The following is a 26,836-nucleotide window of genomic DNA, read 5'->3' as shown; positions in this document are numbered from 1 at the left end:
ACGACCGGCCTCATGCCGGTCGTTTAATGGGGAGTTCACAGTGAAACCGGTCAAAGTAGGCATCTGTGGGTTGGGGACCGTCGGTGGCGGTACCTTCAATGTACTTCAGCGTAACGCCGAGGAGATTGCCCGCCGCGCCGGGCGTGGAATCGAAGTGGCACAAATTGCCATGCGTTCGCAAAACCCGAATTGCCAGATTACCGGTACCCCCATTACCGCTGACGTGTTCGAGGTCGCGAGCAACCCTGAGATTGATATCGTCATCGAGTTGATCGGCGGTTACACCATCGCCCGCGACCTGGTGCTCAAGGCCATCGAGAATGGCAAGCACGTGGTCACCGCGAACAAGGCGCTGATCGCAGTGCATGGCAACGAAATTTTCGCCAAGGCCCGCGAGAAGGGCGTTATCGTCGCCTTCGAAGCAGCCGTTGCAGGCGGCATTCCGGTGATCAAGGCGATTCGCGAAGGCCTCTCGGCCAACCGCATCAACTGGGTTGCCGGGATCATCAACGGCACCGGTAACTTCATCCTCACCGAAATGCGCGAGAAAGGCCGTGCATTCCCTGATGTGCTGGCCGAAGCCCAGGCATTGGGCTACGCCGAAGCCGATCCGACCTTCGACGTCGAAGGTATCGACGCGGCGCACAAGCTGACCATTCTGGCGTCCATCGCCTTTGGTATTCCGCTGCAGTTCGACAAAGCCTATACCGAAGGCATCACCAAGTTGACCACGGCTGACGTCAACTACGCCGAAGCACTGGGCTATCGCATCAAGCACCTGGGCGTGGCCCGCAGCACTGCCAATGGTATCGAGCTGCGCGTCCATCCGACCCTGATTCCGTCGGACCGCCTGATCGCCAATGTCAACGGCGTGATGAACGCTGTGATGGTCAATGGCGATGCGGCGGGTTCGACCTTGTTCTACGGCGCGGGTGCCGGCATGGAACCGACCGCCTCTTCGGTTATTGCCGACCTGGTGGACGTGGTTCGTGCCATGACCTCGGACCCGGAAAACCGTGTGCCGCACCTGGCGTTCCAGCCAGACTCGCTGTCTGCTCACCCGATTCTGCCGATCGAAGCCTGCGAAAGTGCTTACTACTTGCGTATTCAGGCCAAGGATCATCCGGGCGTGCTGGCCCAGGTGGCGAGCATCCTGTCGGAGCGCGGTATCAATATCGAATCGATCATGCAGAAGGAAGTCGAGGAACACGACGGCCTGGTACCGATGATCCTGCTGACTCACCGAGTGCTCGAGCAGCGTATGAACGACGCCATCACCGCGCTGGAAGCCCTGCAGGATGTCGTGGGCAACGTGGTGCGTATTCGCGTCGAACAACTGAACTGAGCAGTCTTTGCGTTAGAGGAATAGGTCATGCGTTACATCAGTACCCGCGGCCAGGCACCGGCCCTGAATTTTGAAGACGTGTTGCTGGCAGGTCTCGCCAGCGATGGCGGCCTGTACGTGCCTGAGAACCTGCCACGCTTCACCCAGGAAGAGATCGCTTCCTGGGCTGGTCTGCCGTACCACGAACTGGCATTCCGAGTGATGCGCCCGTTCGTCACCGGCAGCATTGCCGATGCCGATTTCAAGAAGATTCTCGAAGAAACCTACGGTGAGTTCGCCCACGCAGCCGTTGCTCCGCTGCGTCAGCTGAACAGCAACGAGTGGGTGCTTGAACTGTTCCACGGCCCGACCCTGGCGTTCAAGGATTTCGCCCTGCAACTGCTGGGTCGCCTGCTTGACCACGTTCTGGTCAAGCGCGGCGAGCGCGTGGTGATTATCGGTGCTACCAGCGGCGACACCGGCTCGGCCGCTATCGAGGGTTGCCGTCGTTGCGACAACGTCGATATCTTCATCCTGCACCCGCACCAGCGTGTTTCCGAGGTTCAGCGCCGCCAGATGACAACCATCTTCGGTGAGAACATCCACAACATCGCCATCGAAGGCAACTTCGATGACTGCCAGGAAATGGTCAAGGCCAGCTTCGCTGACCAGGGCTTCCTCAAGGGCACGCGCCTGGTGGCCGTGAACTCGATCAACTGGGCGCGGATCATGGCCCAGATCGTTTACTACTTCCACGCTGCCCTGCAGTTGGGCGGCCCGGCGCGTTCGGTTGCCTTCTCGGTGCCAACCGGTAACTTCGGTGACATCTTCGCTGGCTACCTGGCACGTAACATGGGCCTGCCGATCAGCCAACTGATCGTCGCGACCAACCGCAACGACATCCTGCACCGCTTCATGAGCGGTAATCAGTACGTCAAGGAAACCCTGCACGCGACCCTGTCGCCGTCGATGGACATCATGGTCTCGTCGAACTTCGAGCGTCTGCTGTTCGACCTGCATGGGCGTAACGGTGCGGCCATCGCTGAGTTGATGGACAACTTCAAGCAGGGCGGCGGTTTCAGCGTCGAGCAGGATCGCTGGACCGAAGCACGCAAGCTGTTCGACTCGTTGGCGGTCGACGACGCGCAAACCTGCGAGACCATCGCTGACGTCTTTGCCCAGACCGGTGAAGTGCTCGACCCGCACACCGCTATCGGCGTCAAAGCCGCTCGTGAGTGCCGTCGTAGCCTGGACACTCCGATGGTGGTGCTGGGCACCGCGCACCCGGTCAAGTTCCCGGAAGCGGTCGAGAAGGCGGGTGTTGGCAAGGCACTTGAGCTGCCGGCTCACCTTGCCGATCTGTTCAGCCGTGAAGAGAAATGCACGGTGTTGGCGAATGACCTGAAGGCTGTACAAGCTTTCGTCAGCCAGCATGGCAATCGCGGCAAGCCGCTGTAATCGGCTGATCCGAGAAGAGAAAAACCCGTCATTTGACGGGTTTTTTTTCGCTCGCGTTTATGGCGAGTTGATTGTGGACTTATCCCGGCAGTGTTTCGGAATTGTCCTATGGGATGTCTGTGAGGGGTTTTCTAGAGTGTACCCGCGTGTTCGACCGATCACGCCTGCAACAGGAAAACCGCCATGCAAACCCTTAATGTACTGGTGCTTCAAGAGCAGCCCTTTCAGCTGATGGCATTGCATCAAATGCTCAACGCCAATGGGGTGTTCAACGTGCTCACCGCTGATACCCTGGCATCAGCCATGGACGTACTGACGCGTTGCAAGCAGGTCGACCTGTTGATCTGCGATGACGCCATGTCTGAGCAGGCGAGTGAGGCATTGCTGGCGTACCTGCTCGATCACTCAGGCGTCAGGGCGCTGCTCGTTGTCGGTGAGGTAGATCCCACGTCACCCAAGAGCCTCTGCAGCAGGGCGCGCGCGCAAGGGGTATGGGTGTTGGGTGGCCTGCCATGGCCTGTTACGGTGCCGGCGCTGGACCAGCAGTTGCGTCGCTACCGTGAAGGGTATTCATGTGCCAGCGCACGGCCCCAGTCGCTCATGTCGACTCAAGGCGTCTGCGCCGCAGCGTCTGCTGCCCGCTGATCGAAAAAGTGCCGGGCGTCATTCAGGTAGCTGTCGTGCAGCTCCGGATCCAGCCAGCGGGCATAGGCTGTTGGCATCAGGTCCTGACGCAGTGACTGCAGCAACTGATCAATGTGCTTGATGGCTTCGTTACCTTGCGGGGTATCTGAACAGCCGACGTGGGTGAACTGATAGCGTGGGAGGCCTTTGAGCGGGTATACCGTCAGGTGGTCCGCGTTCAGTTGCTGCTCTTTGCTCAGATAGCGGATTTCCGGCAGATAGCCCAGTAACAGGTGCAGGCGCCCTAGATGCTGCATCTGCAGCAGGTTGGTCACGGCATCGTTGCCATAGTGTCGGCTCAGGGTCTCCTGAGGCGCGGCTTTCAACATGTCATCGATGACCGGGCCGTAGCTGCGTTCGGCGACGATGCCGAGTTTGAGCAAGCGACTGGCAAGCAGCGCTTCCAGGTCGACCTTGCCATCCTTGAGAAACGGCGTGATCAGCGAGGCGTCCTGTTTGCGCACGACCAAGCCGTTACTCAATGCGCCGAGGTTCGGGATTGAATACGTCACATAGCGGTCGCGTTCAGGTGTCCAGATCAACGTCGGATCGCAGGTGAAGGTCGGCGCTTGCAGCATTTGTAGGGCACGTGCGCGGTTCACCCTGACGATACTGTGATCGTATTCGGGCATATTGGCGATCAGCTCTTTGAGTAACAGGTCGACCACACCCTGGCCTTTCTGCGGGCCTTCAAAGATTGTCAGTGGCGGAAGGTCGCGCAGCAGCCAAGTCAGCGTTTCCTTGGCCGAGGCGGAAGTCGGCAGGGCAATGCCGAGCAATATGCCCAGCACAGCGCCGAGCATGCTCCGTTTGCGCGCCCTGTTCAGACCGCGCCCTGCTCGCGCAGGCGGGCGACCGCCTGTGGGTCATAGCCCAGGTCCTTCAGCAGGGCATCGGTATGGGCGCCCAGCTCGGGCCCCACCCAATCGCTTGAGCCGGGCGTTTCGGACAGTTTGGGCACGATGCCAGGCATCTTGAAGGGCTTGCCATCGGGCAGCTTGGCCTGGAGGAACATCTCGCGAGCGAGGAATTGAGGGTCGCTTAACATGTCTTCGGCAGAGTAGATGCGGCTGGCAGGCACTTGTGCGTCGTTCAGCGTCTGCATCAGGGCGTCCAGTGGCAGGCTCTGGGCCCAGCGGTCGATCACCCCATAGAGTTCGTCGCGGCGCAGGTCGCGGCCATCGTTGCTGGCCAGTGCCGGATCGTCGGCCAGGTCGTCGCGCCCAATCGCGTGCATGAAGCGCTTGAAGATCGCATCGCCATTGGCGCCGATCTGCACGTGCTTGCCGTCGGCACTGGTATGGATCGATGACGGTGTGATGCCGGGCATGATGTTGCCGGTGCGTTCACGAATGAAACCGAACACGTCGAACTCCGGGACCATGCTTTCCATCATGGCAAAGATGGCTTCATACAGCGCAACGTCGACCACTTGGCCCTGGCCGCCATTGACTTCGCGATGACGCAGGGCCATCAGTGCGCCAATCACACCCCACAAGGCGGCGATGGAGTCGCCGATGGAGATGCCGGTGCGTACAGGCGGGCGGTCCTCGAAACCGGTGATGTAGCGCAGCCCGCCCATGGACTCGCCGACGGCACCGAAGCCGGGTTGGTCTTTCATCGGGCCGGTCTGACCGAAGCCGGAAAGCCGCACCATGACCAGTTTCGGGTTTAGTGCATGCAGGGTGTCCCTGCCCAGCCCGAGCTTTTCCAGTACGCCGGGGCGGAAGTTCTCGATCAGGATGTCTGCGTCGCTGAGCAACTGCTTGAGGATGCCCAGGCCTTCGGGGTGTTTCAGGTTCAGTGTCAGCGACTTCTTGTTGCGTGCCTGTACGAACCACCACAGCGAGGTTCCTTCATACAGCTTGCGCCATTTGCGTAACGGGTCGCCGCCATCCGGGGACTCGACCTTGATCACCTCGGCGCCGAACTCGGCGCAGATACGCGAGGCAAAGGGGCCGGCGATCAGGGTGCCAAGTTCGATGACTTTCAAGCCGGCGAGTGGTTTGCTGGGCGTAGACATTAGGCATCCGTTGCAACTGGGCAGAGCACTGTTTTTATCACAGCTGTGCGACGACAGATACTGCTCTGGCGCAGGTTTGTAAGGGACTGGGTGTCGAGATCGGTTAGACTGGGCGACTTTCTTTTTTCGCAAGAAGCCCGTTCATGGCCCAGCCGTCCACTACCTACAAGTTTGAACTGAATCTTACTGACCTCGATCGCGGTGTGTATGAAAGCGTCAAGCAGACCATCGCCCGCCATCCTTCGGAAACCGAAGAGCGCATGGCCGTACGCCTGCTGGCTTATGCCTTCTGGTACAACGAGCAGTTGGCGTTCGGCCGAGGCTTGTCGGACGTCGACGAGCCGGCACTCTGGGAAAAGAGCCTGGATGATCGCGTCCTGCACTGGATTGAAGTTGGTCAGCCAGATGCCGATCGCCTGACCTGGTGCTCGCGACGCACAGAGCGCACCAGCCTGTTGGCCTATGGCAGCTTGCGTGTCTGGCAAACCAAGGTCGTCGATGCGGTCAAGGGTCTGAAGAACGTCAACATCGCAGCGGTGCCCCAGGACGTGCTGGAGACGCTGGCCACGGACATGCCTCGTGCAATCAAGTGGGACGTGATGATCAGTGAAGGGACCATTTTCGTCACCGATGATCGCGGTCAGCATGAAGTTCAGTTGGAGTGGCTGCTCGGCGAGCGCGTCTGAGCCCACCCTTCGTTTTCCCGAATGCCAGAGAAGCCCTTTTAGCCCCATGCGTATCGAACCGCGGCCCTTGCCGACCACGTTGCCTTTCCTTGGCGATCTGCCACCCCTGTTGACCCGTTTGTACGCTGCGCGTGGCGTGCAGTCCGAGGCCGAGCTGGATAAAAGCCTGGCGCGCCTGCTGCCGTACCAGCAGATGAAGGGCATTGATGCGGCGGTCGACCTGCTGGTCGAAGCCCTGGAGCAGCGCCAGCGTATTCTGATTGTCGGTGACTTCGATGCCGACGGCGCGACCGCCAGCACGGTGGGCATGCTCGGTTTGCGTTTGCTGGGGGCGGCCCACGTCGATTACCTGGTGCCCAACCGTTTCGAGTTCGGTTACGGCCTGACCCCGGAAATCGTTGCAGTAGCCCTGGAGCGTCAGCCTCAGTTGCTGATTACCGTGGACAACGGCATCTCCAGTGTCGAGGGCGTGGCGGCAGCCAAGGCCGCCGGGCTCAAGGTATTGGTGACCGATCACCATTTGCCCGGCAACGAACTGCCGGCAGCGGATGCCATCGTCAACCCGAACCAGCCGGGCTGCACCTTCCCGAGCAAGGCATTGGCCGGGGTAGGGGTGATCTTCTATGTGCTGATGGCGCTGCGGGCGCGGCTGCGCAGCCTCGGGCATTACGCCAACCGGCCGCAGCCGAACATCGGCGAACTGCTTGATCTGGTGGCCCTGGGCAGCGTCGCTGACGTTGTGCCGCTGGATGCGAACAACCGCATTCTGGTGCATCAGGGCCTGGAGCGCATCCGCGCCGGGCGGGCCCGGCCTGGGCTCAAGGCCATTCTGGAAGTGGCCCGACGTGACCATCGGCGTATTACCTCGACTGACCTTGGGTTCATTCTCGGCCCACGGCTCAATGCGGCCGGGCGTCTGGATGACATGAGCCTGGGCATTGAATGCCTGCTCAGCGAGGATGCGGGCCAGGCGCAGGAAATGGCTACCCAACTTGACGAGTTGAACCAGGACCGCAAATCCATCGAGCAGGGCATGCAGCGTGAGGCGCTGGCCCAGCTCAAGGACTTGCCACTGGAGTCGATGCCGTTCGGCCTGTGCCTGTTCGAGCCTGACTGGCACCAAGGCGTCATCGGTATTCTCGCCTCGCGACTGAAGGAGCGTTACCACCGCCCGACCATCGCCTTTGCCGATGCCGGGGAGGGGATGCTCAAGGGCTCGGCCCGCTCGGTGCCGGGGTTCCATATCCGCGATGCACTGGACGCGGTAGCTGCTCGCCATCCTCAGTTGATCAGCAAGTTCGGTGGCCACGCGATGGCGGCCGGTCTGTCATTACCGGCAGAACACTTTCCGGCGTTCGCTCAGGCCTTTGATGAGGAAGTGCGTCGGCAATTGCGTGAAGAAGACCTGACCGGTCGGTTGTTGTCCGACGGCAGCCTTTCGGCTGAGGAGTTTCACCTGGAACTGGCGCGGGCGTTGCGTCATGCCGGTCCATGGGGGCAACACTTCCCTGAACCGCTGTTTCACGGGGTGTTTCAACTGGTCGAACAGCGGGTGGTGGGTGAGCGCCACCTGAAAGTGGTGCTCAAGAGTGAGTGTGGCTCGGTCAAGCTCGACGGTATTGCCTTTGGCATTGATCGGGATATCTGGCCCAACCCTACCGTGCGTTGGGTGGAACTGGCCTACAAACTCGACCTCAACGAGTTCCGAGGGCAGGAAACCGTGCAATTGATGATCGTCCATATGGAGCCGCGCTGATTGCAGGGAGCAAAGTGGTCTAGGCTCTAAAAAGGGTTGATCGGGTCGAAGAGCCTGCGGGGAAGATTCTGTGGTCGGCCGATCAATGCCTCTGGAGCCTTACCACTTAATTTGAGAGGTGCCCCATGAGCTTGCTGCTTGAGCCCTACACCCTGCGCCAACTGACCCTGCCCAACCGAATCGCCGTATCACCCATGTGCCAGTATTCGGCCGCGGATGGGCTGGCCAATGACTGGCATCTTGTACATCTGGGGAGCCGCGCGGTCGGTGGTGCCGGGTTGGTCTTTACTGAAGCGACTGCGATCACCGCCGAAGGCCGGATCACCGCTCAGGACCTTGGCCTGTGGAACGATGCACAGATCGCCCCATTGCAACGTATTACCCGGTTCATAACTGCCCAAGGCGCGGTACCCGGCATTCAGCTGGCGCATGCCGGGCGTAAGGCCAGCACCCATCGGCCCTGGCTTGGCAAGCGTGGCAGCGTCAAACCCGAAGACGGTGGCTGGGTACCGGTGGGGCCGTCGAAAATTGCCTTCGACCCTGAGCACACCGCCCCCAGCGAATTGAGCGTGGCGCAGATTCACGAGGTGATTCAGGCCTTCGTCAGTGCGGCCAAGCGTGCGTTGACGGCCGGCTTCAAAGTGGTCGAGGTGCATGCCGCCCATGGTTATCTACTGCACCAGTTCCTGTCGCCCTTGAGTAATCAGCGCCGTGATGAGTACGGCAGCAGCTTTGAAAACCGAATTCGTTTGACGCTGCAGGTCACCGAAGCTGTCCGTGAGGTCTGGCCCCGTGATCTGCCCGTATTCGTACGGGTGTCGGCCACTGATTGGGTCGAGGATGGCTGGAACCCGGATGAAACCGTCGAATTGGCCAGACGCCTGAAAGCCCTGGGGGTCGATTTGATCGATGTGTCCTCCGGCGGGACCTCCGTACATGCCGAAATCCCGATCGGGCCAGGCTACCAGACCCGATTTGCCGAGCGGGTACGCAAGGAGTCGGAAATCGCTACCGGCACAGTGGGCATGATCACCGAGCCAGCTCAGGCCGAACATATCCTGCGCACCGGTCAGGCCGACATTATCCTGCTGGCCCGAGAGCTGCTGCGCGATCCTTATTGGCCGCTGCATGCCGATGATGACCTGGGCGGCAACAAGGCGGTCTGGCCTGCTCAATACCAGCGCGCCACCAGCCGCGAGCAGCCGATTCACGAGTCGGATTTGCGCGATTGAAGGCGAGCCTTCATCGTCGATGCTTTGGAAAACATCGCAGGCAAGCCCGCTGCTGCCATCTGGGCTTGCCTGCGCTTGGGCGGTCAGTGCTTGAACATTACATGGCGGATGCAGGTGTAGTCCTCTAGCCCGTACATCGACATGTCCTTGCCGTACCCTGACAGCTTTTGCCCGCCGTGCGGCATTTCACTGACCAGCATGAAGTGGGTGTTCACCCAGGTGCAGCCGTACTGAAGGCGTGCCGAGATACGGTGTGCACGGCCCACGTCGGCGGTCCAGAGCGAGGAGGCCAAGCCGTAGTCGGAGTCGTTGGCCCAGGCCACTACTTGTGTTTCATCCTCGAAACGGGTCACGGAAACCACTGGGCCAAACACTTCACGGCGGACGATTTCATCGTCCTGCTGGGCGTCGGCCAGTACGGTTGGCTCGAAGAAGAAACCATGGCCCGGCACTGATTTGCCGCCCGTGATCAGACGGATATGTGGCTGGGCAATCGCGCGCTCGACGAAGCCGGCAACGCGCTCACGGTGCTGGGCGGTGATCAATGGGCCGAGTTCGGTACTGGGGTCGCCTTGCTTGCCGTACTTGATGGTGGACACCGCCTTGCCGAGTTTCTCGACAAAACGTTCATAGATACCGCTCTGGGCGTAGATGCGGCAGGCGGCAGTGCAGTCCTGGCCTGCGTTGTAGAAGCCGAACGTGCGGATGCCTTCGACGGCGGCATCGATGTCAGCGTCGTCAAAGATGATGACCGGTGCCTTGCCGCCCAGCTCCATGTGCATGCGTTTCACGCTGTCGGACGTGCTGGAAATGATGTTGGCGCCGGTGGCGATGGAGCCGGTCAGCGAGACCATGCGCACTTTCGGGTGAGTCACCAGCGGCGTGCCGACACTCGGGCCACAACCAAACAGGATGTTGAGGACCCCCGCCGGAAAGATCGGTGCGGCCAGTTCGGCCAGGCGCAGGGCCGTCAGAGGGGTCTGTTCCGAGGGCTTGAGCACCACGGTATTGCCGGCGGCCAGCGCGGGGGCGATCTTCCAGGCGACCATCATCAGTGGGTAGTTCCACGGAGCGATGGAGGCAACAACACCGATCGGGTCGCGACGGATCATCGACGTATGCCCCGGCAAATACTCGCCCGCCGCCGAGCCGCTCAGGCAACGGCTGGCACCGGCGAAGAAGCGGAACACATCAGCAATGGCCGGGATCTCGTCATTCAGGGCCGCGTGGTACGGTTTGCCGCAGTTGTCCGACTCCAGTTTTGCCAGCTCGCCACCATGCGCTTCGATGGCATCGGCCAGTTGCAGCAACAGGTGTGAGCGGTCTTTCGGCGTCGTCTGCGACCAGCTTTCAAAGGCCAGGTCTGCCGCGCGGACGGCGCTGTCGACTTGCGCTTCGCTGGCTTCATTGATTTCTACCAGCACGCTGCCCTGTGCCGGGTTGATCACTGGGTAGGCGCTACCTTCGCCGGCAACCAGTTGGCCGTTGATCAGCAGTTTGGTTTGCATGTTCGAGTCCTCCAGGAGTTATTTGCCGCTGCCGGCAACGCTTTCGCCGCCGCGGGTCAGGTAGTAGGCGCCAAGGATCGGCAGCATGGTCACCAGCATCACCAGCATTGCGACGACGTTGGTGACAGGTACATCGCGTGGCCGGCTGAGCTGATTGAGCAGCCAGATCGGCAGGGTGCGCTCATGGCCGGCGGTAAAGGTGGTGACGATGATTTCATCGAACGACAGGGCAAAGGCCAGCATCCCGCCCGCCAACAGGGCTGAGCCCAGGTTGGGCAGAACGATGAAGCGGAAGGTCTGCCAGCCATCGGCACCCAGGTCCATGGACGCCTCGATCAGGCTTTGCGAGGTTCGGCGCAGGCGAGCGATGACGTTGTTGTAGACGATCACCACGCAGAAGGTGGCGTGGCCGACGACGATGGTGAAAATACCCGGCTCGATGCCCAGGCGCTTGAACGCGGAGAGCAGAGCGATACCGGTGATGATGCCAGGCAGGGCAATCGGCAGGATCAGCATCAGCGAGATGCTTTCCTTGCCAAAGAAACTGCGCCGGTACAGGGCCGCGGAGGCCAGGGTTCCCAGTACCAGGGCAATCAGGGTGGCCATGCAGGCGACCTGCAACGAGAGCTTGATCGACTCCAGCACGTCGGGGCGCGAGAACGCCACGCTGATCCACTTCAGGGTGAAGCCCTGAGGCGGAAAACTGAAGGCGGCGTCTTCAGTGTTGAAGGCGTAGAGGAAGATGATCAGGATCGGGAAGTGCAGGAACACTAGCCCGCCCCAGGCAGCCAGGCGCAGGCCCAGGGACGCTTTTTCAGAGTGCATCGAAGGCCCCCAGTCGTTTGACGATGGACAAGTAGATGGCAATCAGCACGATCGGCACCAGGGTAAAGGCTGCGGCCATCGGCATGTTGCCGATAGCGCCTTGCTGGGCATACACCATGCTGCCGATGAAGTAGCCGGGCGGGCCGACCAGTTGCGGCACGATGAAGTCGCCCAGGGTCAGCGAGAAGGTAAAGATCGAACCGGCGGCAATGCCCGGTATCGACAGCGGTAGGATGACCTGCATGAAGGTTTGCCGGGGTTTGGCGCCCAAGTCCGCCGAGGCTTGCAGCAATGAGGGCGGCAGGCGTTCCAGCGATGCCTGGATCGGCAGGATCATGAACGGCAGCCAGATGTAGACAAACACCAGAAAACGGCCCAGGTGCGAGGTCGACAGGGTGCTGCCGCCAACGCCGGGAATACCGAGGATGACATGCAGCACTGGCTCCAGATTCAGTTGCTGAATGAACCACTGGGCAACCCCGCCCTTGGCCAGCAGCAGGGTCCAGGCATAGGCCTTGACGATGTAGCTGGCCCACATGGGCATCATCACGGCAATGTAGAAAAAGGCCTTGGTCTTGCCACTGGTATAGCGCGCCATGTAGTAGGCAATCGGGAATGCCACCACTGCGCTGGCCAGGGAGACCGCGACGGCCATGCCCAGGGTGCGCAGGATGATGTCGAAGTTTGACGGGTTGAACAGGGCGGTGAAGTTCGCCAGGGTCAACTCGGGGGTGACCGCCATGGTGAAGTCGTCGAAGGTGTAGAACCCTTGCCAGAGCAACGTCAGCAGTGAGCCCAGGTAAATCGCCCCGAACCAGATCAGTGGCGGCACCAGCAGCAAGGCCAGGTACAGGTTCGGCCGTCGGTAGAGCAGGTTGGAGAAGCGTCGCAGCGCAGGCTCGTGCTGTACGGGCGCCTGTTTATCCAGGGTCAGGCTCATCTTACTGACCCTCGTGCAACGCGGTTTCCTGCAGGGCGGTCATGGCCTCGCGGGCCCAACGCGCGGTCAGGCGTTGGCCAGGCTGAAATACCGGCGACTGGGCTTGCCACTGGTTATTGGCCTGGCTCACCGCCAGGGTCTGGCCGCTGTCCAGCGTCAGTTCGTAGCGGGTGGCGCTGCCCTGATACTGAATGTCATGGAGCAGCCCGCTGACCTGCACCTCATGGCTGGCCAAGGGGCCTTCGCCAAAGCGGATATGTTCCGGGCGAATGGAGAACGGCAGGCTACTGCCATTGAGCTGTTGGGCCAGTTCGCCACGGACCACGTTGGAGGTGCCGACGAACTCGGCGACGAACGTGGTGGCCGGCTGCATGTAAAGATTGCGTGGGGTATCGACCTGTTCGATGCGCCCTCGGTTGAATACGGCTACGCGATCAGACATCGACAGCGCTTCGGTCTGATCGTGGGTGACGAAGATGAAGGTAATGCCCAACTGACGCTGGAGCTTCTTCAGCTCACTCTGCATCTGCTCGCGCAGCTTCAGGTCGAGGGCGCCCAAGGGTTCGTCGAGCAACAGTACGCGCGGCCGATTGACCAGGGCGCGGGCCAGGGCCACGCGCTGGCGTTGACCGCCGGACAGTTGTGCCGGCTTGCGCGCGCCGTAGCCCCCCAGCGCGACCATGGCCAAGGCTTCTTCGGCGGCGGCGTGGCGTTCGTTTTTTGAGACGCCTTTGACCTTCAGGCCGTAGGCGACGTTATCGAGAACGTTCATGTGCGGGAACAGGGCATAGTCCTGAAACACCGTGTTGACGTCACGCTGATAGGGCGGCAGGCCGGCAGCCTCCACGCCGTGTATGCGAATCGAGCCGGCACTGGGTTGTTCGAAACCGGCGATCAGTCGCAAGCAGGTCGTCTTGCCTGAGCCGGACGGGCCCAGCATGGAGAAGAACTCGCCGTCCTGAATATCAATGGAAACCCGGTCTACGGCCTTCACTTCGCCGAACAGGCGGGAAACGTGGGTGAACTGGACTGCAAGCGTCATGGTGCGGTGCTCCGGATAGGCGTAAGGGCGCGCAGCGCGCCCAACGCCTGGACTGCTGAAATCGATGTAAGGTGTCTCTCAAGGCATTGACCTTGCCGGTGCAGGGTTGTTACTGCACCGGCAAGGTCGGCACTTGAAGCTGTCAGCGACCGCCCATGATCGCGATGTAGTCTTGAGTCCAGCGGCTGTAAGGCACGAACTTGCCGCCTTCGGCCTGCGGGGTCTTCCAGAAGGCGATCTTGTCGAACTGGTCGAAGCCGTTGGTTGCACAGCCTTCTGCGCCCAGCAGTTCACTGGCCTTGCAGGCCGCAGGGACGGCGGGCAGCGAGCCGAACCAGGCCGCTACATCGCCCTGGACCTTCGGTTGCAATGACCAGTCCATCCACTTGTACGCGCAGTTGGGGTGCTTGGCTTCGGCATGCAGCATGGTGGTGTCCGCCCAGCCCGTGGCGCCTTCCTTGGGAATAGTCGAGGACACAGGCTGTTGCTCGGCTTTCAGGCCGTTGACCATGTAGCCCCACGAGCTGGAGGCAACCACGCCTTCGTTTTTCACGTCGCTCATCTGGACGGTTGCGTCATGCCAATAGCGGTGAATCAGCGGTTGCTGCTGACGCAGCAGGTCAAGCACGGCCTTGTACTGGGTTTCGGTGAGTTCATAGGGGTTCTGAATACCCAGTTCCGGTTTGGCCGATTTCAGGTAGAGCGCCGCATCGGCAATGTAGATGGGGCCGTCATAGGCCTGGACCCGGCCCTTGTTGGGTTTGCCGTCTGGCAGGTTCTGTGGCTCGAACACCACGCTCCAGCTGGTCGGGGCCTGCTTGAACACATTGGTGTTGTACATCAGCACGTTCGGGCCCCATTGGTACGGGGTGCCATAGACTTGCTTGTTGACCACATACCATGCGCCATCTTTCAGGCGCGGATCGAGGTTCTTCCAGTTGGGGATCAGTGCGGTATTGATCGGCTGTACGCGTTTGCCAACGATCAGGCGCAGGGAGGCATCGCCCGAGGCAGTGACCAGATCGTAACCGCCTTTGGCCATCAGGCTGACCATCTCGTCGGAGGTCGCGGCGGTTTTCACGCTGACCTTGCACCCGGTCTCTTTCTCGAAACCGGTTACCCAATCGTAGTTCTTGTCACTTTCGCCGCGTTCGATGTAGCCGGGCCAAGCGACGATATCCAGTTGGCCTTCACCCGCGCCAACAGCCTTGAGTGGTTCGGCCGCTTGCAGGCTGGCACTGGCCAGCAGTGCGGTAGCCAAGGAACTGAGCACTGCAGTCTTGTTCACGAACATGGTTATCCCTCTTCTTTAAATTATGGTCGGGGCAGTAGTGAAGGCGTTATCTGATCTACTTCTTATAAGCGTAGTGCGGTTCTGCGGGTCTAACCCCATGGTTCGCCCTGGCGGGCCATGATGTGCCGGACCACGCTGTAGTCCTGCAGTGAGTCGCTGGACAGGTCCTTGCCATACCCGGAGCGCTTGAGCCCGCCGTGAGGCATTTCGCTGACCAGCATGAAATGGCTGTTGATCCAGGTGCAGCCATACTGCAGTCGAGCCGCGACCTGCAGGGCTTTATCCAGGTTCTGCGTCCATACCGATGAGGCCAGGCCGTATTCGGAGTCGTTGGCCCAGTCCACGGCCTGGGACAGTTCGTCGAAGCGGGTGACGGTCACCACCGGGCCGAATACCTCACGCTGGACAATTTCGTCGGTCTGTTTGCAGCCAGCCAGCAGGGTCGGCTGGTAAAAGAAACCTGGCCCGGAATGCACCGCAGCCCCAGTGATGCGTTCAATGTGGGGCTGGCTCAGGGCGCGCTCGACGAAGCTTGCGACCCGGTCCCGCTGGCGGATACTGATCAGTGGGCCGATCTCGTTGTCGGCATCGCGCTTGCCGGCAAAGCGTACGCTGGAAACGGCGCTGCCGAGCTCGCTGACCAGCCGATCATGGATGCCGGCTTGGGCATAGATGCGACAGGCCGCGGTGCAGTCCTGGCCGGCGTTGTAGTAACCGTAGGTGCGTACAGCCTCGACGACGGCCTTGAGGTCGGCATCGTTGCAGACGATCACCGGTGCCTTGCCGCCCAGTTCCAGGTGTGTGCGCTTCAGGGTTTTGGCCGCGCTCTGGAGGATTTTCTGGCCGGTGACGATATCGCCGGTCAACGACACCATGCGTACCGCCGGGTGGCTGACCAAGTGGCTGCCAACCCCCTCGCCACCGCCACAGACAATATTCAGTACCCCGCGTGGCAGGCGTTCGGCCAGCGCCGGGGCCAGTGCCAGGATCGACAGTGGTGTGTGCTCGGAAGGTTTGAACACCACGGTGTTGCCGGCGGCCAGCGCAGGCGCGATCTTCCAGGCGGCCATCATGATCGGGTAGTTCCATGGCGCAATCGAGGCGACCACACCGAGTGGATCACGGCGCACCATGCTGGTGTAGCCGGGCAGGTACTCACCGGCCAGTTGACCGGTCTGGCAGCGCACGGCCCCGGCGAAGAACCGGAACACGTCGATGGCGGCTGTCAGGTCGTCCTGGCGTGCCAAATGCAGGGGTTTTCCGCAGTTCATGGCGTCAAGGCGTGCCAGCAGGTCTGCCTGCGCTTCGATGGCATCGGCAATCGAGAGCAGGGCGCTGGAGCGTTGCTGTGGTGTTGTGCGGGCCCAGCCAGCAAATGCCCGTTGAGCCGCCTGAATGGCCTGTTCGACCTGCTCGGTGCTGGCGTCGGCAACCTGAGTCAGCACCTCGCCGGTCGCAGGATTGAGGATCGCTTCGGCCCGACCGTGACCGGCCACCTGTTCGCCGTCAATCAGCAGATGGGTCAGCAGTGGGGGCGTGCCAGCCATAGTGCGAGTTCTCTTTTGTTCTGTCGGTGCCAAGTGCTTCGTCGGGAAGCCTGGGGCCTTGCGTGCTCGTCACGGAGAGACTAGTGGCCATGAGCTAGGCCTACAAATTCTAAATACTGAAGGCTGCGTTCGATTAAATAGATGGCTTGCGCCCGGAGGGTTGTTCGCGGGCCACGGTGAGAAAGGGGTCGACCAAGGCCGGCCTTGCCGTGCCTCGGCGCCAGGCCAGACCGACGTCGAGGGTCTGGTTGAGGTCGGCCAGGGGGCGGGCCTCGATAATGTCGCCCTCCAGCGACCAGGGGCGGTAGGTCATGTCCGGTTGTATCGAAACCCCCAGGCCGGCCGCGACCAGGCTGCGCACCGCTTCGGTGGAGGCGGTGCGAAGGCTGATGTTGGCCTGCAGGCCGGCACCCGCCCAGATGCGCTGGGCATTACGCTCCATTTCATCGACGTTGAGCTGGATCAGCGGTTCGCGGGCAACGTCGGCCAGGCTGATGCTGTCGTGTTCGAGCAGGGGGTGACGCGCGGGCAGCCAGAGCCTGTGGGGTGAGTGGGTGAGGACTTCAGTCTGCAGGGCCAGGCGGTCTTCAAGGTTGGACAGGATCAGTACCCCGACATCAATTTCACCGTTGACCAACAGGTGCTCGATGTAGGGGCGTTCGTCCTCGGTCACTCGGATATCGACATTCGGGTAGGCCCGCTGGAAGCGCGTCAGCAGGTCGGCCAGGTAGTAACCGGCGACCAGGCTGGTTACGCCAATGGTCAGTTGCCCGGCAACCTGATCGGTACTCTGCTGCAGGCTGCGCTTGGCATTGTCGACCGTGGCGAGGATCAGGTGGGCCTGACGCAGGAACTGATGGCCCTGATGGGTCAGGGTCATTCCCTTGGCGTGCCGACTGAACAGGCTGACGCCGATGTCCTGCTCCAATTGCTGGATCGCCAGGGTCAGGGTTGATTGGGAAATGAACGCGGTTTGAGCGGCGGCGGAAATGGACCCGGTTTCAGCGACGGCGATGAAATGGCGGATCTGGCGCAAGGTCATCATGGCGTTGGCTTTTATGAGTTTTTATGGGATTTGTGAGTCTATATCGTTTTTATCAATAGGCGTGTTTTGCGTCGGGTGCAACATCCAGAAGCAAATACACCGGTATGCAGGAAAGCCGATCGGCTTAATCTGGACGGCAGTTTTTCGTCCCTCTCCTGGAGGTTGTGAATGGATACCCGTGGCTTGCTCGACCAACTACTCAAATCCGGCAAGGACCTGTTGCAGAACCAGGCTGGCAATGTGACTGCCGCAAAGGCTACCAAGAGCGGCGGGCTTGGCAGCTTGCTCTCGGGTGCCGGAGGCGGCGCGCTGGCTGCCGGAGCCATGGGTTTGTTGCTGGGTAACAAGAAGGCGCGCAAGTATGGTGGCAAGGCGTTGACCTATGGCGGTTTGGCCGCCCTGGGTGTGCTGGCCTACAAGGCGTATGGCAACTGGCAGGCCAGTCAGGCCTCGGCACCGAAGGGCGAGCCGCAGACCCTTGATCGCCTGCCTCCTGCGCAGGTCGAACAGCACAGCCAGGCGATCCTCAAGGCGCTGGTGGCGGCAGCCAAGGCCGATGGGCATGTCGATGAGCGCGAACGTGCACTGATCGAGGGGGAGTTCGTCAAACTGACGCCGGATCAGGCATTGCGCCAATGGTTGCATGCCGAGCTGAACAAACCCCTGGATCCGGCGGATGTTGCCCGTGCAGCCAGTACGCCGGAAATGGCCGCCGAAATGTACATCGCCAGTGTCATGCTGGTGGATGAAGAGCACTTCATGGAGCGCGCCTACCTCGATGAACTGGCCAGGCAACTGGGGCTCGACCCGGCATTGAAGCAGGCACTGGAGGTACAGGTTCGCGAAGCCTGAGGTCAAAAAATATGGGCTGATTGCCACTATTTATGACTTTCAGCCAGTTCCATGCGCTATGTCAGCCGCAAAAGCGACGAGTGGCGGGCTATAATCCGCCCATTTTTCCGCTCGCGTAGAACACTTGAGGGCTGACTGTGAATAATTGGACATTGCGCCAACGGATCCTGGCGAGCTTCGCCGTGATCATCGCCATCATGTCGCTGATGGTGGTTGCTGCCTACTCACGGCTGGTGACGATCGAGTCCGGTGAGGAGGATGTGCGTGCCAACAGCATCCCGGGTGTCTACTACAGTTCGATGATTCGTGGCGCCTGGGTCGATAGCTACGTGACCACCCAGCAGTTGGTTGGGTTGAGTGACAACCGTGAAATCACCAGTGCTGACATGGCGCTCTACAAAAGCTTCGACGAGCGCGTGAAGCAACACATGGCCAGCTACCAGGCAACCATTGAGGACGCTGAGGAAAAAACCAATTTCGAGGAATTCGCGCGCCTTGAACAAGCGTACCGGGCTACCCTCGACAAAGTGCTTGATGCCTATCGCGGCAAAAACTACCCAGAGGCACGGCGTCTGTTGGAGCAGGAGCTGACGCCTGCCTGGATGAATGGCCGGAAAAACCTGAATGGGGTGATCGAGCGTAACCGTCATATGGCCGAAGATGCGACGTCGTCGATCGTCAGTGCCGTGTCTACCGCCAAGGTCAGCATGATCATTTCGTTGTTGATGGCGATTGTGGCAGCCACCGTCTGCGGTCTTGTGCTGATGCGTGCGATCAGTACGCCTATGCAACTGATTGTTCGCGCTTTGGATGGGCTGCGCAGTGGTGACCTCAGTGTGCGTCTGGACCTGCACCGCAAGGATGAGTTCGGTGCAGTGGAAACCGGTTTCAACGACATGATGGTCGAGTTGACCAATCTGGTATCTCAGGCCCAGCGTTCTTCGGTGCAGGTGACCACCTCGGTGACTGAAATTGCCGCCACCTCCAAGCAGCAGCAAGCTACGGCGACTGAAACTGCAGCGACGACCACTGAAATTGGTGCTACGTCACGGGAAATCGCCGCCACCTCGCGCGACCTGGTGCGCACCATGACCGAGGTGACCAGCGCTGCCGATCAGGCCTCCATCCTGGCCGGTTCCGGGCAGCAGGGCCTGGCACGCATGGAAGAGACCATGCTTCAGGTCATGGGGGCTGCGGACCTGGTGAACAACAAGTTGTCGATCCTCAATGAGAAGGCCGGCAATATCAACCAGGTGGTCGTGACCATCGTCAAGGTGGCCGACCAGACCAACCTGCTGTCGCTCAATGCAGCGATTGAGGCTGAGAAGGCGGGCGAGTATGGTCGCGGCTTTTCGGTGGTGGCTACGGAAGTGCGCCGTCTGGCCGATCAGACCGCCGTGGCGACCTACGATATCGAGCAGATGGTGCGGGAGATTCAGTCGGCGGTTTCGGCAGGGGTCATGGGCATGGACAAGTTCTCCGAGGAAGTCCGCCGCGGCATGTTTGAGGTGCAGCAGGTCGGCGAGCAGCTCTCCCAGATTATTCAGCAGGTTCAAGCCCTTGCACCGCGTGTATTGATGGTCAATGAAGGCATGCAGGCCCAGGCCACAGGCGCCGAGCAGATCAATCATGCGTTGGTTCAGTTGGGCGATGCCAGCAGCCAGACAGTGGAGTCGCTGCGTCAGGCCAGCTTTGCCATCGACGAGCTGAGCCAGGTCGCGAGTGGCCTGCGTGGCGGCGTTTCACGGTTCAAAGTCTGACACGCCGATGAACGACCTCCCGGCACACGGCAGCGCGGATGCGACCAACAAGGGCAGACTCTTCCTGTTGTTTCGCATTGGTGATCAGCGTTTTGCCCTCGACACCCATGAAGTGGTTGAGGTGTTGCCACGTTTGCCACTCAAGCCTATTGCCCAGGCGCCACATTGGGTGGCCGGGGTGCTGGCCCACCGGGGCGCTCTGGTGCCGGTGATTGATGTTGGCGCGTTGAGCTTTGGCCAACCGGCACCTGTGCGTACCAGTACCCGACTGGTACTGGTGCATTACCGTGTCGATCCCGAACGACCAGATTTGTTGCTGGGGCTGATTCTGGAGCAGGCCAGCAACACCTTGCGCTGTGATCCTGATGAATTTCGCCCCTATGGCCTGGATAACAGCCAGGCGCCTTACCTGGGGCCGGTGCGCGAAGATGCGCAAGGCCTGCTGCAGTGGATTGGGGTTCAGGCGCTGTTGAGCGATGAGGTGCGCCAGTTGCTGTTTCCGGCCTTAGCCGAAGCGGGCCAGGAGCAGCGGGCATGAGCAGCCAGCAACGCTTCTTTCGCTTTCTTCAGGAGCGTATTGGCCTGGATGTCGCCTCGGTGGGTGAGCCAATGGTCGAGCGCGCCTTGCATCAGCGCTGCGCTGCGGTTTCGGCGCGTGATCTGGACGACTATTGGCTGCAAATGCAGCAGTCGAGCCAAGAGCAGCAGGCGCTGATCGAGGCGGTCATTGTCCCTGAGACCTGGTTCTTTCGTTACCCGGAGTCGTTCGCGGCGTTGGCCAGCCTGGCCCTCAAGCGACTGGCCGTGATCGCGGGTAGCAGGCCATTGCGTATTCTCAGCCTGCCGTGTTCGACCGGCGAAGAGCCCTACTCGATTGCCATGGCCTTGCTGGATGCTGGCGTCCCTGCGCAAGCGTTTCGTGTGGATGGTATCGACATCAGTGGCGGCTCTATAGCCCGTGCGAAACAGGCTGTGTATGGCCGAAACTCGTTTCGTGGCCAGCAGCAGCACTTTCGCCAGACGCATTTCAGTGAGTGTGCCGAGGGGCATCGACTGGATGAACGCGTGCAGCAACAGGTCAACTTGCAGGTTGGTAATGTCCTGGACTCGATGCTGCGCACGCGTGAAGGGACGTACGATTTCGTCTTCTGTCGCAATTTGCTGATCTATTTTGACGTGCCCACTCAGCAACGGGTCTTTGAAGTGCTGAAGGGCCTGACCCACGAAGAAGGGGTCTTGTTCATTGGCCCGGCCGAGGGCAGCCTGCTGGCGCGCCTGGGTATGCGTCCCTTGGGTATTCCCCAATCATTTGCCTATGTCCGTCAGACGCCGGTGGAACTGCCGGCGGAGCTGCCGGTCAGCAAGCCTGTGCCGGTATTGAAACCGGCACCAGTGGTTGTACCCCGCCCGGTGCTGGAACCTGCGCGACGGCCATTTACCGCGCCTCAGCTCAAGCCGCAACCACAGCCACAGGCCAGCACTGAGACCGCTGTGCAATTGCTGGCACAGATTGCCCAGTTGGCCAATAGCGGCAGCAGTGCGCAAGCACGTGCCGTGTGCGAGCGTTACTTGCGCGAGCATGAGCCTTGCGCCCAGGTGTTCTATTGGCTGGGGCTGCTTGCCGATACGGCCGGTGACAGTGCTGACGCTGTGCGGTACTACCGCAAGGCCCTGTATCTGGAGCCGCAGCACCCTGAGGCGCTGGTTCATCTGGCCGCCTTGTTGGCCTCTCAGGGTGACCTGGTCGGTGCGCGTCGATTGCAGGAGCGAGCGGGACGCTTGGAACGGGAGTCTGAACGATGAACGAGCACAAGGCATGGAGTGTGATTGCCAGCGACCAGCCGAGTATCGACGACTGCTGGAATCGCATCGGTGTTCACGGCGACAAGCAGTGCGCGTTGTTGGTCGAGCATGTTCATTGTCGTAACTGCGCTGTTTATGCGGCTGCGGCAACCCTTTTGCTTGACCGTTATGCCCTGTCTCAGGATGCGCATCAGCAAGCGGAGAGTGTCCAGAACATTGGCCCTACACGGTCCTTGCTGTTGTTTCGATTAGGCGATGAGTGGCTGGCCTTGGCGTCGCGCTGCCTGGTGGAAGTCGCGCCGCTGCAATCGGTGCACTCCTTGCCGCATCAGCGTTCCCGGGTACTGCAGGGGGTTGCCAATGTGCGGGGGGCGCTGGTGCCATGCCTGTCGTTGGGGTATCTGCTTGGGCTTGAGGGCGGCGCGTCAACCTCGACGGTGTCGCGTGTGGTACCACGGATGTTGATTCTGGCCGCCGAAGGTGGCTCTGTCGTGGCACCAGTTGATGAAGTAGAGGGCATTCATGCCCTTGAGCTGTCCCGGCTGACTCAGGACAGCCCGCCCGAAGAGCGCTTTACCGAGGCTGTTTTGCAATGGCGTGGGCGCACGGTGAGGGTGCTGGATGAAAAACAATTGCTGTCTGCCGTGAGCCGGAGCCTGTCATGACCCCAGAGCAAATGCGTGATGCGTCGTTGCTCGAACTGTTCAGCCTTGAGGCCGAAGCGCAGACCCAGGTGCTGAGCGCCGGGTTGTTGGCCTTGGAGCGCAATCCGCGGCAGGCGGATCAACTGGAAGCCTGTATGCGTGCGGCGCACTCGCTCAAGGGCGCAGCGCGCATTGTCGGGGTTGACGCCGGAGTCAGCGTTGCCCATGTCATGGAAGATTGCCTGGTTGGTGCGCAGGAGGGGCGGTTGTTTCTGCGCCCGGAACATATCGACGCCCTGCTGCAGGGCACGGACCTGTTGATGCGCATCGCCACCCCTGGCGATGTTTCGATTGATGCGGCGGTCCAGGCGTTTCTGGTGCAGATGGCGGTGCTGCTGGATCCGGCGGCGACTGCTGCGGTCGTTCCCGAACCGCCCATCCCCAGCGCCCCAGTTGTCAGTCCGCCGGCACTCCTGTCCAGCGCGCCCGAGCACCTGTCGATGCCCGAGCCTGCGCCATTGGCGCCGCCAGACGAGCCCGTTGTTGCCGTGCCGGTCAGCGGGCGTCGGAGCAAGCGCAGCAGTGAGGGCTCGGAGCGCGTGTTGCGGGTGACCGCCGAGCGTTTGAACAGCCTGCTGGACCTCTCGAGCAAGTCGTTGGTCGAGACGCAGCGGCTCAAGCCTTACCTGGCCACCTTGCAGCGGCTCAAGCGCATGCAGAACCAGAGCATTCGAGCCCTTGATGGCCTGAAGCATCAATTGGAAGCAAGCGGTCAGAGCGCTGAAGTGCAGGAAGCGCTGGCGTTGGCACAGCGTCTGTTGGGTGAAACGCAACAGATCCTTCTGCAACAGGCCGCGGACCTTGACGAGTTTGGCTGGCAGGCCAGCCAGCGCGCGCAGCTGCTTTACGATACAGCGCTGGCCTGCCGGATGCGTCCCTTCGCCGATGTACTGACGGGACAGAGCCGCATGGTGCGCGACCTCGGTCGCTCGCTGAACAAGCAGGTGCGGCTGGAAATCGAAGGCGAAAAAACGCAGGTCGACCGCGATGTGCTTGAGCGGCTCGAAGCGCCTTTGACGCACCTGTTGCGCAACGCCGTTGATCACGGCATTGAAACGCCTGAGCAGCGCTTATTGGCGGGTAAGCCCCTGGAGGGTCGAATTCGTCTTCGCGCCTCGCATCAGGCGGGATTGTTGGTGTTGGAACTGCGCGATGACGGTGCCGGGGTTGATCTGGAGCACTTACGTCACGCCATTGTCGAGCGCCAGTTGTCCCCTGCGGAAACCGTGGCGCAGATGAGTGAGTCCGAACTGCTCACCTTCCTGTTCCTGCCCGGTTTCAGTTTGCGCGATACCGTGACTGAAGTCTCCGGCCGTGGTGTTGGGCTTGACGCTGTGCAGCACATGGTCCGCCAACTGCGTGGGTCAATCGAGTTGACCCAGGTCAGCGGTCAGGGCAGCTGTTTCCACCTTGAAGTTCCACTGACCTTGTCAGTGGTGCGCAGCCTGGTCGTTGAGGTGGGGGGAGAGGCCTATGCCTTCCCGCTGGCCCATATTGAACGCACGCTGGAGTTGCCGGCTGAGGCGGTCGTGCAGATCGACGGGCGTCAGCACTTCTGGCATGAAGGCCGACATATCGGCCTGGTCGCGGCTAGCCAGCTATTGAACAGGCCGACTAGCGCCTCTGATGGGCAAGGCATCAAGGTGGTGGTGATCCGTGAGCGCGAGACACTCTATGGGGTTGCGGTCGAGCGCCTGATCGGTGAGCGGGTGCTGGTGGTGATGCCGCTCGACGCCCGTTTGGGCAAGGTCCAGGATATTTCTGCCGGTGCGTTGCTGGATGACGGTTCGGTGGTCCTGATCATTGATGTGGAGGACTTGCTGCGCTCGGTTGAAAAGCTGCTCAGTACCGGTAGCCTGGAGCGCATTGAGCGTGGTCGGGGCGTTGCCAGCAACAGCGTACGCAAGCGCATTCTGGTGGTCGATGACTCGCTGACCGTGCGTGAGCTGCAGCGCAAGCTGCTGAGCAATTGCGGTTATGACGTCGCGGTAGCGGTTGATGGCATGGATGGCTGGAATGCCCTGCGCAGCGAAGACTTTGATTTGCTCATCACCGATATCGACATGCCGCGCATGGACGGTATCGAACTGGTTACCCTGCTGCGTCGTGACAATCGATTGCAGTCGCTGCCGGTGATGGTGGTCTCCTATAAGGACCGTGAAGAGGATCGCCGACGTGGACTTGATGCCGGTGCCGACTACTATTTGGCAAAGGCCAGTTTTCACGATGATGCCTTGATCGATGCCGTGGTGGAACTGATCGGGGGAGCACAGGGATGAGAGTCGCCATTGTCAACGATATGCCCTTGGCGGTTGAGGCCTTGCGCCGAGCCTTGGCGTTTGAGCCCGCGCACCAGGTGGTCTGGGTCGCGAGCAACGGTGCCGAGGCGGTGCAGCGTTGCACCGAGTTGCTCCCGGACCTGATCCTGATGGACCTGATCATGCCGGTGATGGATGGTGTTGAGGCTACCCGGCGGATCATGGCCGAAACACCCTGCGCCATCGTCATCGTCACGGTCGACCGTAAACAGAATGTGCACCGGGTCTTTGAGGCCATGGGGCATGGCGCCCTGGATGTGGTCGATACGCCCGCCTTGGGCGGCGGTGAGCCCAGAGAGGCAGCGGCCCCGCTGTTGCGCAAGATCCTCAACATCAGCTGGCTGATCGGCCAGCGCAATGCCGCGCTGCAGCCGTTGAACACACACTTGCGGGATGCGGCGCAGCGTCAGAGGCTGGTTGCCATTGGCTCTTCGGCGGGTGGTCCGGCCGCACTCGAAGTGTTACTCAAGGGCCTGCCGCGCAACTTTTCCGCCGCGATCGTTCTGGTTCAGCACGTCGATCAGGTGTTTGCCGCCGGCATGGCCGACTGGCTGGCGAGTGCTTCTGGCTTGAACGTACGCCTGGCACTTGAGGGCGAGCCGCCGCAGCCCGGTCAGGTGTTGCTGGCGGGAACCAATCACCACATTCGGTTGTTGAGCAATGGCACCCTTGGTTATACCGCTGAACCGGTGAACGAAATCTATCGTCCCTCGATCGATGTGTTTTTCGAGAGCGTGGCACGGTTCTGGCGTGGTGATGCGGTCGGTGTGTTGCTTACCGGTATGGGCCGTGATGGTGCCCAGGGGTTGAAGTTGATGCGCCAGCAGGGGTTTCTGACGATCGCCCAGGATCAGCAAAGTAGCGCCGTTTACGGTATGCCCAAGGCTGCTGCGGCCATTGATGCAGCGGTGGAGGTTCGTTCGCTGGAACGCATTGCCCCCCGACTGCTGGAAATTTTTTCAAAATGACAATATCTATTGAAGCGGGCCGTTTGGCCGGCAGAGGCCAGGTGACAGCGCATGAATGATTTACCGATCAGTGGCTTTCCGAGCACCAATGAGAATTCAGCGATGGTTCTGCTGGTAGATGATCAGGCCATGATCGATGAAGCGGTGCGACGCGGCCTGGCCCAGGAAGAGAACATCGATTTTCATTTCTGTGCCGACCCTCATCAGGCAGTGGCCCAGGCGATCCGTATCAAGCCGACCGTGATCCTCCAGGATTTGATCATGCCCGGTCTTGATGGCCTGACGCTGGTACGTGAATACCGCAGCAATCCGGCCACCCAGGACATTCCGATCATCGTCCTTTCCACCAAGGAAGACCCTCTGGTCAAGAGCGCCGCGTTTGCTGCCGGTGCCAACGATTACCTGGTCAAGTTGCCGGACAACATCGAGTTGGTGGCGCGAATTCGTTACCACTCGCGCTCGTACCTGACCCTGCTGCAGCGTGACGAGGCCTACCGGGCCTTGCGGGTCAGCCAGCAACAGTTGCTCGACACCAACCTGGTGCTGCAGCGGTTGATGCACTCCGATGGCTTGACCGGGTTGTCCAATCGCCGCCACTTCGACGAGTACCTTGAGCTGGAATGGCGCCGTTCAATCCGCGAGCAGACACAATTGTCGCTGTTGATGATTGATGTCGACTACTTCAAGGCGTTCAACGATACCTTTGGCCACCTGGCTGGCGATGAGGCCTTGCGCAAGGTCGCCGAGGCCATTCGCAGCTCCTGCAGCCGGCCCAGCGACCTGCCGGCGCGCTATGGTGGTGAGGAGTTCGCGCTGGTGCTGCCCAATACCTCTCCGGGCGGCGCCCGCCTGGTGGCCGAGAAACTGCGCCAGACCGTGGAAGCGCTGCAGATTGCACACACCCTGCCAGAGGCCGGCTCAAGCCTGACGGTCAGTATTGGCCTGGCGACGCACATCCCAGCGGTTGGTAGCCATTGCCGGCAGCTGATTTCGGCGGCGGACAAAGGCTTGTACCTGGCCAAGAATGGCGGGCGCAACCAGGTCGGGGTGGCCTGAGGCGAGTTTTC

23 protein-coding genes are annotated in these 26,836 nt (G+C 60.9%); 14 read left to right on the top strand and 9 right to left on the bottom strand.

The window, feature by feature from the left end:
• The first annotated feature begins 40 nt into the window (after positions 1-40).
• From CYD26_RS14490 to CYD26_RS25240, 3 genes are all read left to right on the top strand, one after another.
• Positions 41-1,345, top strand: coding sequence for a homoserine dehydrogenase (locus tag CYD26_RS14490; RefSeq protein ID WP_102052906.1), 1,305 nt, complete (start codon positions 41-43; stop codon positions 1,343-1,345).
• 27 nt (positions 1,346-1,372) lie between these two features.
• Complete coding sequence (gene thrC / locus CYD26_RS14485; protein ID WP_065759957.1) at positions 1,373-2,782, top strand: threonine synthase; 1,410 nt, start codon at positions 1,373-1,375, stop codon at positions 2,780-2,782.
• A gap of 183 nt (positions 2,783-2,965) precedes the next feature.
• Complete coding sequence (locus tag CYD26_RS25240) at positions 2,966-3,427, top strand: response regulator (RefSeq protein WP_145991794.1); 462 nt, start codon at positions 2,966-2,968, stop codon at positions 3,425-3,427.
• Here the strand turns inward: CYD26_RS25240 and CYD26_RS14475 are convergent.
• Complete coding sequence (locus CYD26_RS14475) at positions 3,391-4,269, bottom strand: TIGR02285 family protein (protein WP_102052905.1); 879 nt, start codon at positions 4,267-4,269, stop codon at positions 3,391-3,393. The two genes, CYD26_RS25240 and CYD26_RS14475, sit on opposite strands and share 37 nt — an antisense overlap.
• Before the next feature lie 20 nt (positions 4,270-4,289).
• Positions 4,290-5,489: a CaiB/BaiF CoA-transferase family protein gene (locus tag CYD26_RS14470; protein WP_102052904.1), complete on the bottom strand. Its 1,200-nt coding sequence runs from the start codon at positions 5,487-5,489 to the stop codon at positions 4,290-4,292.
• Between the two features lie 143 nt (positions 5,490-5,632).
• Between CYD26_RS14470 and CYD26_RS14465 the strand changes: the two genes are divergently transcribed.
• The 3 genes from CYD26_RS14465 to CYD26_RS14455 all read left to right on the top strand — a co-directional run bounded on the left by CYD26_RS14465 (position 5,633) and on the right by CYD26_RS14455 (position 9,163).
• Complete coding sequence (locus tag CYD26_RS14465) at positions 5,633-6,175, top strand: YaeQ family protein (RefSeq protein ID WP_065759953.1); 543 nt, start codon at positions 5,633-5,635, stop codon at positions 6,173-6,175.
• A 46-nt stretch (positions 6,176-6,221) separates the two neighbouring features.
• The gene (recJ, locus tag CYD26_RS14460) at positions 6,222-7,931 is read left to right on the top strand and encodes a single-stranded-DNA-specific exonuclease RecJ (protein WP_102052903.1); all 1,710 of its coding nucleotides are present in this window, start codon (positions 6,222-6,224) and stop codon (positions 7,929-7,931) included.
• 125 nt (positions 7,932-8,056) lie between these two features.
• Complete coding sequence (locus CYD26_RS14455; RefSeq protein ID WP_065759951.1) at positions 8,057-9,163, top strand: NADH:flavin oxidoreductase/NADH oxidase; 1,107 nt, start codon at positions 8,057-8,059, stop codon at positions 9,161-9,163.
• An 83-nt stretch (positions 9,164-9,246) separates the two neighbouring features.
• Here the strand turns inward: CYD26_RS14455 and CYD26_RS14450 are convergent, their stop codons facing one another.
• From CYD26_RS14450 to CYD26_RS14420, 7 genes are all read right to left on the bottom strand, one after another.
• Positions 9,247-10,671, bottom strand: coding sequence for a gamma-aminobutyraldehyde dehydrogenase (locus CYD26_RS14450; protein ID WP_102052902.1), 1,425 nt, complete (start codon positions 10,669-10,671; stop codon positions 9,247-9,249).
• Between the two features lie 18 nt (positions 10,672-10,689).
• Positions 10,690-11,496 carry an ABC transporter permease gene (locus tag CYD26_RS14445; protein WP_102052901.1) on the bottom strand — a complete coding sequence of 269 codons (807 nt, stop codon included), beginning with the start codon at positions 11,494-11,496 and terminating at the stop codon, positions 10,690-10,692.
• The gene (locus CYD26_RS14440) at positions 11,486-12,436 is read right to left on the bottom strand and encodes an ABC transporter permease (protein ID WP_102052900.1); all 951 of its coding nucleotides are present in this window, start codon (positions 12,434-12,436) and stop codon (positions 11,486-11,488) included. The genes CYD26_RS14445 and CYD26_RS14440 overlap by 11 nt, the downstream gene beginning before the upstream one ends.
• Position 12,437: 1 nt before the next feature.
• Positions 12,438-13,478: an ABC transporter ATP-binding protein gene (locus CYD26_RS14435; RefSeq protein WP_102052899.1), complete on the bottom strand. Its 1,041-nt coding sequence runs from the start codon at positions 13,476-13,478 to the stop codon at positions 12,438-12,440.
• A gap of 142 nt (positions 13,479-13,620) precedes the next feature.
• Complete coding sequence (gene ydcS / locus CYD26_RS14430) at positions 13,621-14,772, bottom strand: putative ABC transporter substrate-binding protein YdcS (RefSeq protein ID WP_065759946.1); 1,152 nt, start codon at positions 14,770-14,772, stop codon at positions 13,621-13,623.
• 89 nt (positions 14,773-14,861) lie between these two features.
• Positions 14,862-16,319, bottom strand: a complete 1,458-nt coding sequence (locus CYD26_RS14425; protein WP_065759945.1) for a gamma-aminobutyraldehyde dehydrogenase — start codon at positions 16,317-16,319, stop codon at positions 14,862-14,864.
• Positions 16,320-16,452: 133 nt separating this feature from the next.
• Entirely contained in the window at positions 16,453-17,364 is a 912-nt protein-coding gene (locus CYD26_RS14420) for a LysR family transcriptional regulator (protein WP_065759944.1), read from the bottom strand.
• Positions 17,365-17,532: 168 nt separating this feature from the next.
• On the opposite strand from CYD26_RS14420, the gene CYD26_RS14415 reads away from it, so the two are divergent.
• The 8 genes from CYD26_RS14415 (at position 17,533) to CYD26_RS14380 (ending at position 26,825) form a co-directional block, all read left to right on the top strand.
• Positions 17,533-18,216 carry a tellurite resistance TerB family protein gene (locus tag CYD26_RS14415; RefSeq protein ID WP_102052898.1) on the top strand — a complete coding sequence of 228 codons (684 nt, stop codon included), beginning with the start codon at positions 17,533-17,535 and terminating at the stop codon, positions 18,214-18,216.
• A 137-nt stretch (positions 18,217-18,353) separates the two neighbouring features.
• The gene (locus tag CYD26_RS14410) at positions 18,354-19,976 is read left to right on the top strand and encodes a methyl-accepting chemotaxis protein (RefSeq protein ID WP_102052897.1); all 1,623 of its coding nucleotides are present in this window, start codon (positions 18,354-18,356) and stop codon (positions 19,974-19,976) included.
• Positions 19,977-19,983: 7 nt separating this feature from the next.
• Positions 19,984-20,514, top strand: coding sequence for a chemotaxis protein CheW (locus CYD26_RS14405; RefSeq protein WP_102052896.1), 531 nt, complete (start codon positions 19,984-19,986; stop codon positions 20,512-20,514).
• Positions 20,511-21,779 carry a protein-glutamate O-methyltransferase CheR gene (locus CYD26_RS14400; protein WP_102052895.1) on the top strand — a complete coding sequence of 423 codons (1,269 nt, stop codon included), beginning with the start codon at positions 20,511-20,513 and terminating at the stop codon, positions 21,777-21,779. The genes CYD26_RS14405 and CYD26_RS14400 overlap by 4 nt, the downstream gene beginning before the upstream one ends.
• Entirely contained in the window at positions 21,776-22,444 is a 669-nt protein-coding gene (locus tag CYD26_RS14395; RefSeq protein WP_102052894.1) for a chemotaxis protein CheW, read from the top strand. The genes CYD26_RS14400 and CYD26_RS14395 overlap by 4 nt, the downstream gene beginning before the upstream one ends.
• Positions 22,441-24,762 (top strand): hybrid sensor histidine kinase/response regulator, encoded by a 2,322-nt coding sequence (locus tag CYD26_RS14390; RefSeq protein ID WP_102052893.1) that lies wholly within the window; start codon positions 22,441-22,443, stop codon positions 24,760-24,762. Before CYD26_RS14395 ends, CYD26_RS14390 begins: the two co-directional genes overlap by 4 nt.
• A complete protein-coding gene (locus CYD26_RS14385) occupies positions 24,759-25,769 on the top strand; it encodes a chemotaxis response regulator protein-glutamate methylesterase (protein ID WP_102052892.1) in 1,011 nt (336 codons plus the stop codon). Before CYD26_RS14390 ends, CYD26_RS14385 begins: the two co-directional genes overlap by 4 nt.
• A gap of 51 nt (positions 25,770-25,820) precedes the next feature.
• Positions 25,821-26,825, top strand: a complete 1,005-nt coding sequence (locus CYD26_RS14380) for a PleD family two-component system response regulator (protein WP_102052891.1) — start codon at positions 25,821-25,823, stop codon at positions 26,823-26,825.
• Positions 26,826-26,836 lie beyond the last annotated feature (11 nt).

Origin of the sequence: Pseudomonas sp. FFUP_PS_473 (assembly GCF_002858665.1) — a bacterium.
Taxonomy (GTDB): Bacteria; Pseudomonadota; Gammaproteobacteria; order Pseudomonadales; family Pseudomonadaceae; genus Aquipseudomonas; species Aquipseudomonas defluvii.
This window is presented reverse-complemented; position numbering and strand designations above follow the sequence as displayed.

Excerpts from the sequence above, each read along its gene's own strand:
- CYD26_RS14425 (WP_065759945.1), bottom strand. The coding sequence starts at position 16,319 with ATGGCTGGCACGCCCCCACTGCTGACCCATCTGCTGATTGACGGCGAA.
- CYD26_RS14405 (WP_102052896.1), top strand. The coding sequence starts at position 19,984 with ATGAACGACCTCCCGGCACACGGCAGCGCGGATGCGACCAACAAGGGC.
- CYD26_RS14440 (WP_102052900.1), bottom strand. The coding sequence starts at position 12,436 with ATGAGCCTGACCCTGGATAAACAGGCGCCCGTACAGCACGAGCCTGCG.
- CYD26_RS14445 (WP_102052901.1), bottom strand. The coding sequence starts at position 11,496 with ATGCACTCTGAAAAAGCGTCCCTGGGCCTGCGCCTGGCTGCCTGGGGC.
- CYD26_RS14390 (WP_102052893.1), top strand. The coding sequence starts at position 22,441 with ATGACCCCAGAGCAAATGCGTGATGCGTCGTTGCTCGAACTGTTCAGC.
- CYD26_RS14475 (WP_102052905.1), bottom strand. The coding sequence starts at position 4,269 with ATGCTCGGCGCTGTGCTGGGCATATTGCTCGGCATTGCCCTGCCGACT.
- recJ (WP_102052903.1), top strand. The coding sequence starts at position 6,222 with ATGCGTATCGAACCGCGGCCCTTGCCGACCACGTTGCCTTTCCTTGGC.
- CYD26_RS14385 (WP_102052892.1), top strand. The coding sequence starts at position 24,759 with ATGAGAGTCGCCATTGTCAACGATATGCCCTTGGCGGTTGAGGCCTTG.
- CYD26_RS25240 (WP_145991794.1), top strand. The coding sequence starts at position 2,966 with ATGCAAACCCTTAATGTACTGGTGCTTCAAGAGCAGCCCTTTCAGCTG.
- CYD26_RS14465 (WP_065759953.1), top strand. The coding sequence starts at position 5,633 with ATGGCCCAGCCGTCCACTACCTACAAGTTTGAACTGAATCTTACTGAC.
- ydcS (WP_065759946.1), bottom strand. The coding sequence starts at position 14,772 with ATGTTCGTGAACAAGACTGCAGTGCTCAGTTCCTTGGCTACCGCACTG.
- CYD26_RS14420 (WP_065759944.1), bottom strand. The coding sequence starts at position 17,364 with ATGATGACCTTGCGCCAGATCCGCCATTTCATCGCCGTCGCTGAAACC.
- CYD26_RS14415 (WP_102052898.1), top strand. The coding sequence starts at position 17,533 with ATGGATACCCGTGGCTTGCTCGACCAACTACTCAAATCCGGCAAGGAC.
- CYD26_RS14400 (WP_102052895.1), top strand. The coding sequence starts at position 20,511 with ATGAGCAGCCAGCAACGCTTCTTTCGCTTTCTTCAGGAGCGTATTGGC.
- CYD26_RS14455 (WP_065759951.1), top strand. The coding sequence starts at position 8,057 with ATGAGCTTGCTGCTTGAGCCCTACACCCTGCGCCAACTGACCCTGCCC.
- CYD26_RS14450 (WP_102052902.1), bottom strand. The coding sequence starts at position 10,671 with ATGCAAACCAAACTGCTGATCAACGGCCAACTGGTTGCCGGCGAAGGT.
- CYD26_RS14380 (WP_102052891.1), top strand. The coding sequence starts at position 25,821 with ATGAATGATTTACCGATCAGTGGCTTTCCGAGCACCAATGAGAATTCA.
- CYD26_RS14395 (WP_102052894.1), top strand. The coding sequence starts at position 21,776 with ATGAACGAGCACAAGGCATGGAGTGTGATTGCCAGCGACCAGCCGAGT.
- CYD26_RS14470 (WP_102052904.1), bottom strand. The coding sequence starts at position 5,489 with ATGTCTACGCCCAGCAAACCACTCGCCGGCTTGAAAGTCATCGAACTT.
- CYD26_RS14435 (WP_102052899.1), bottom strand. The coding sequence starts at position 13,478 with ATGACGCTTGCAGTCCAGTTCACCCACGTTTCCCGCCTGTTCGGCGAA.
- thrC (WP_065759957.1), top strand. The coding sequence starts at position 1,373 with ATGCGTTACATCAGTACCCGCGGCCAGGCACCGGCCCTGAATTTTGAA.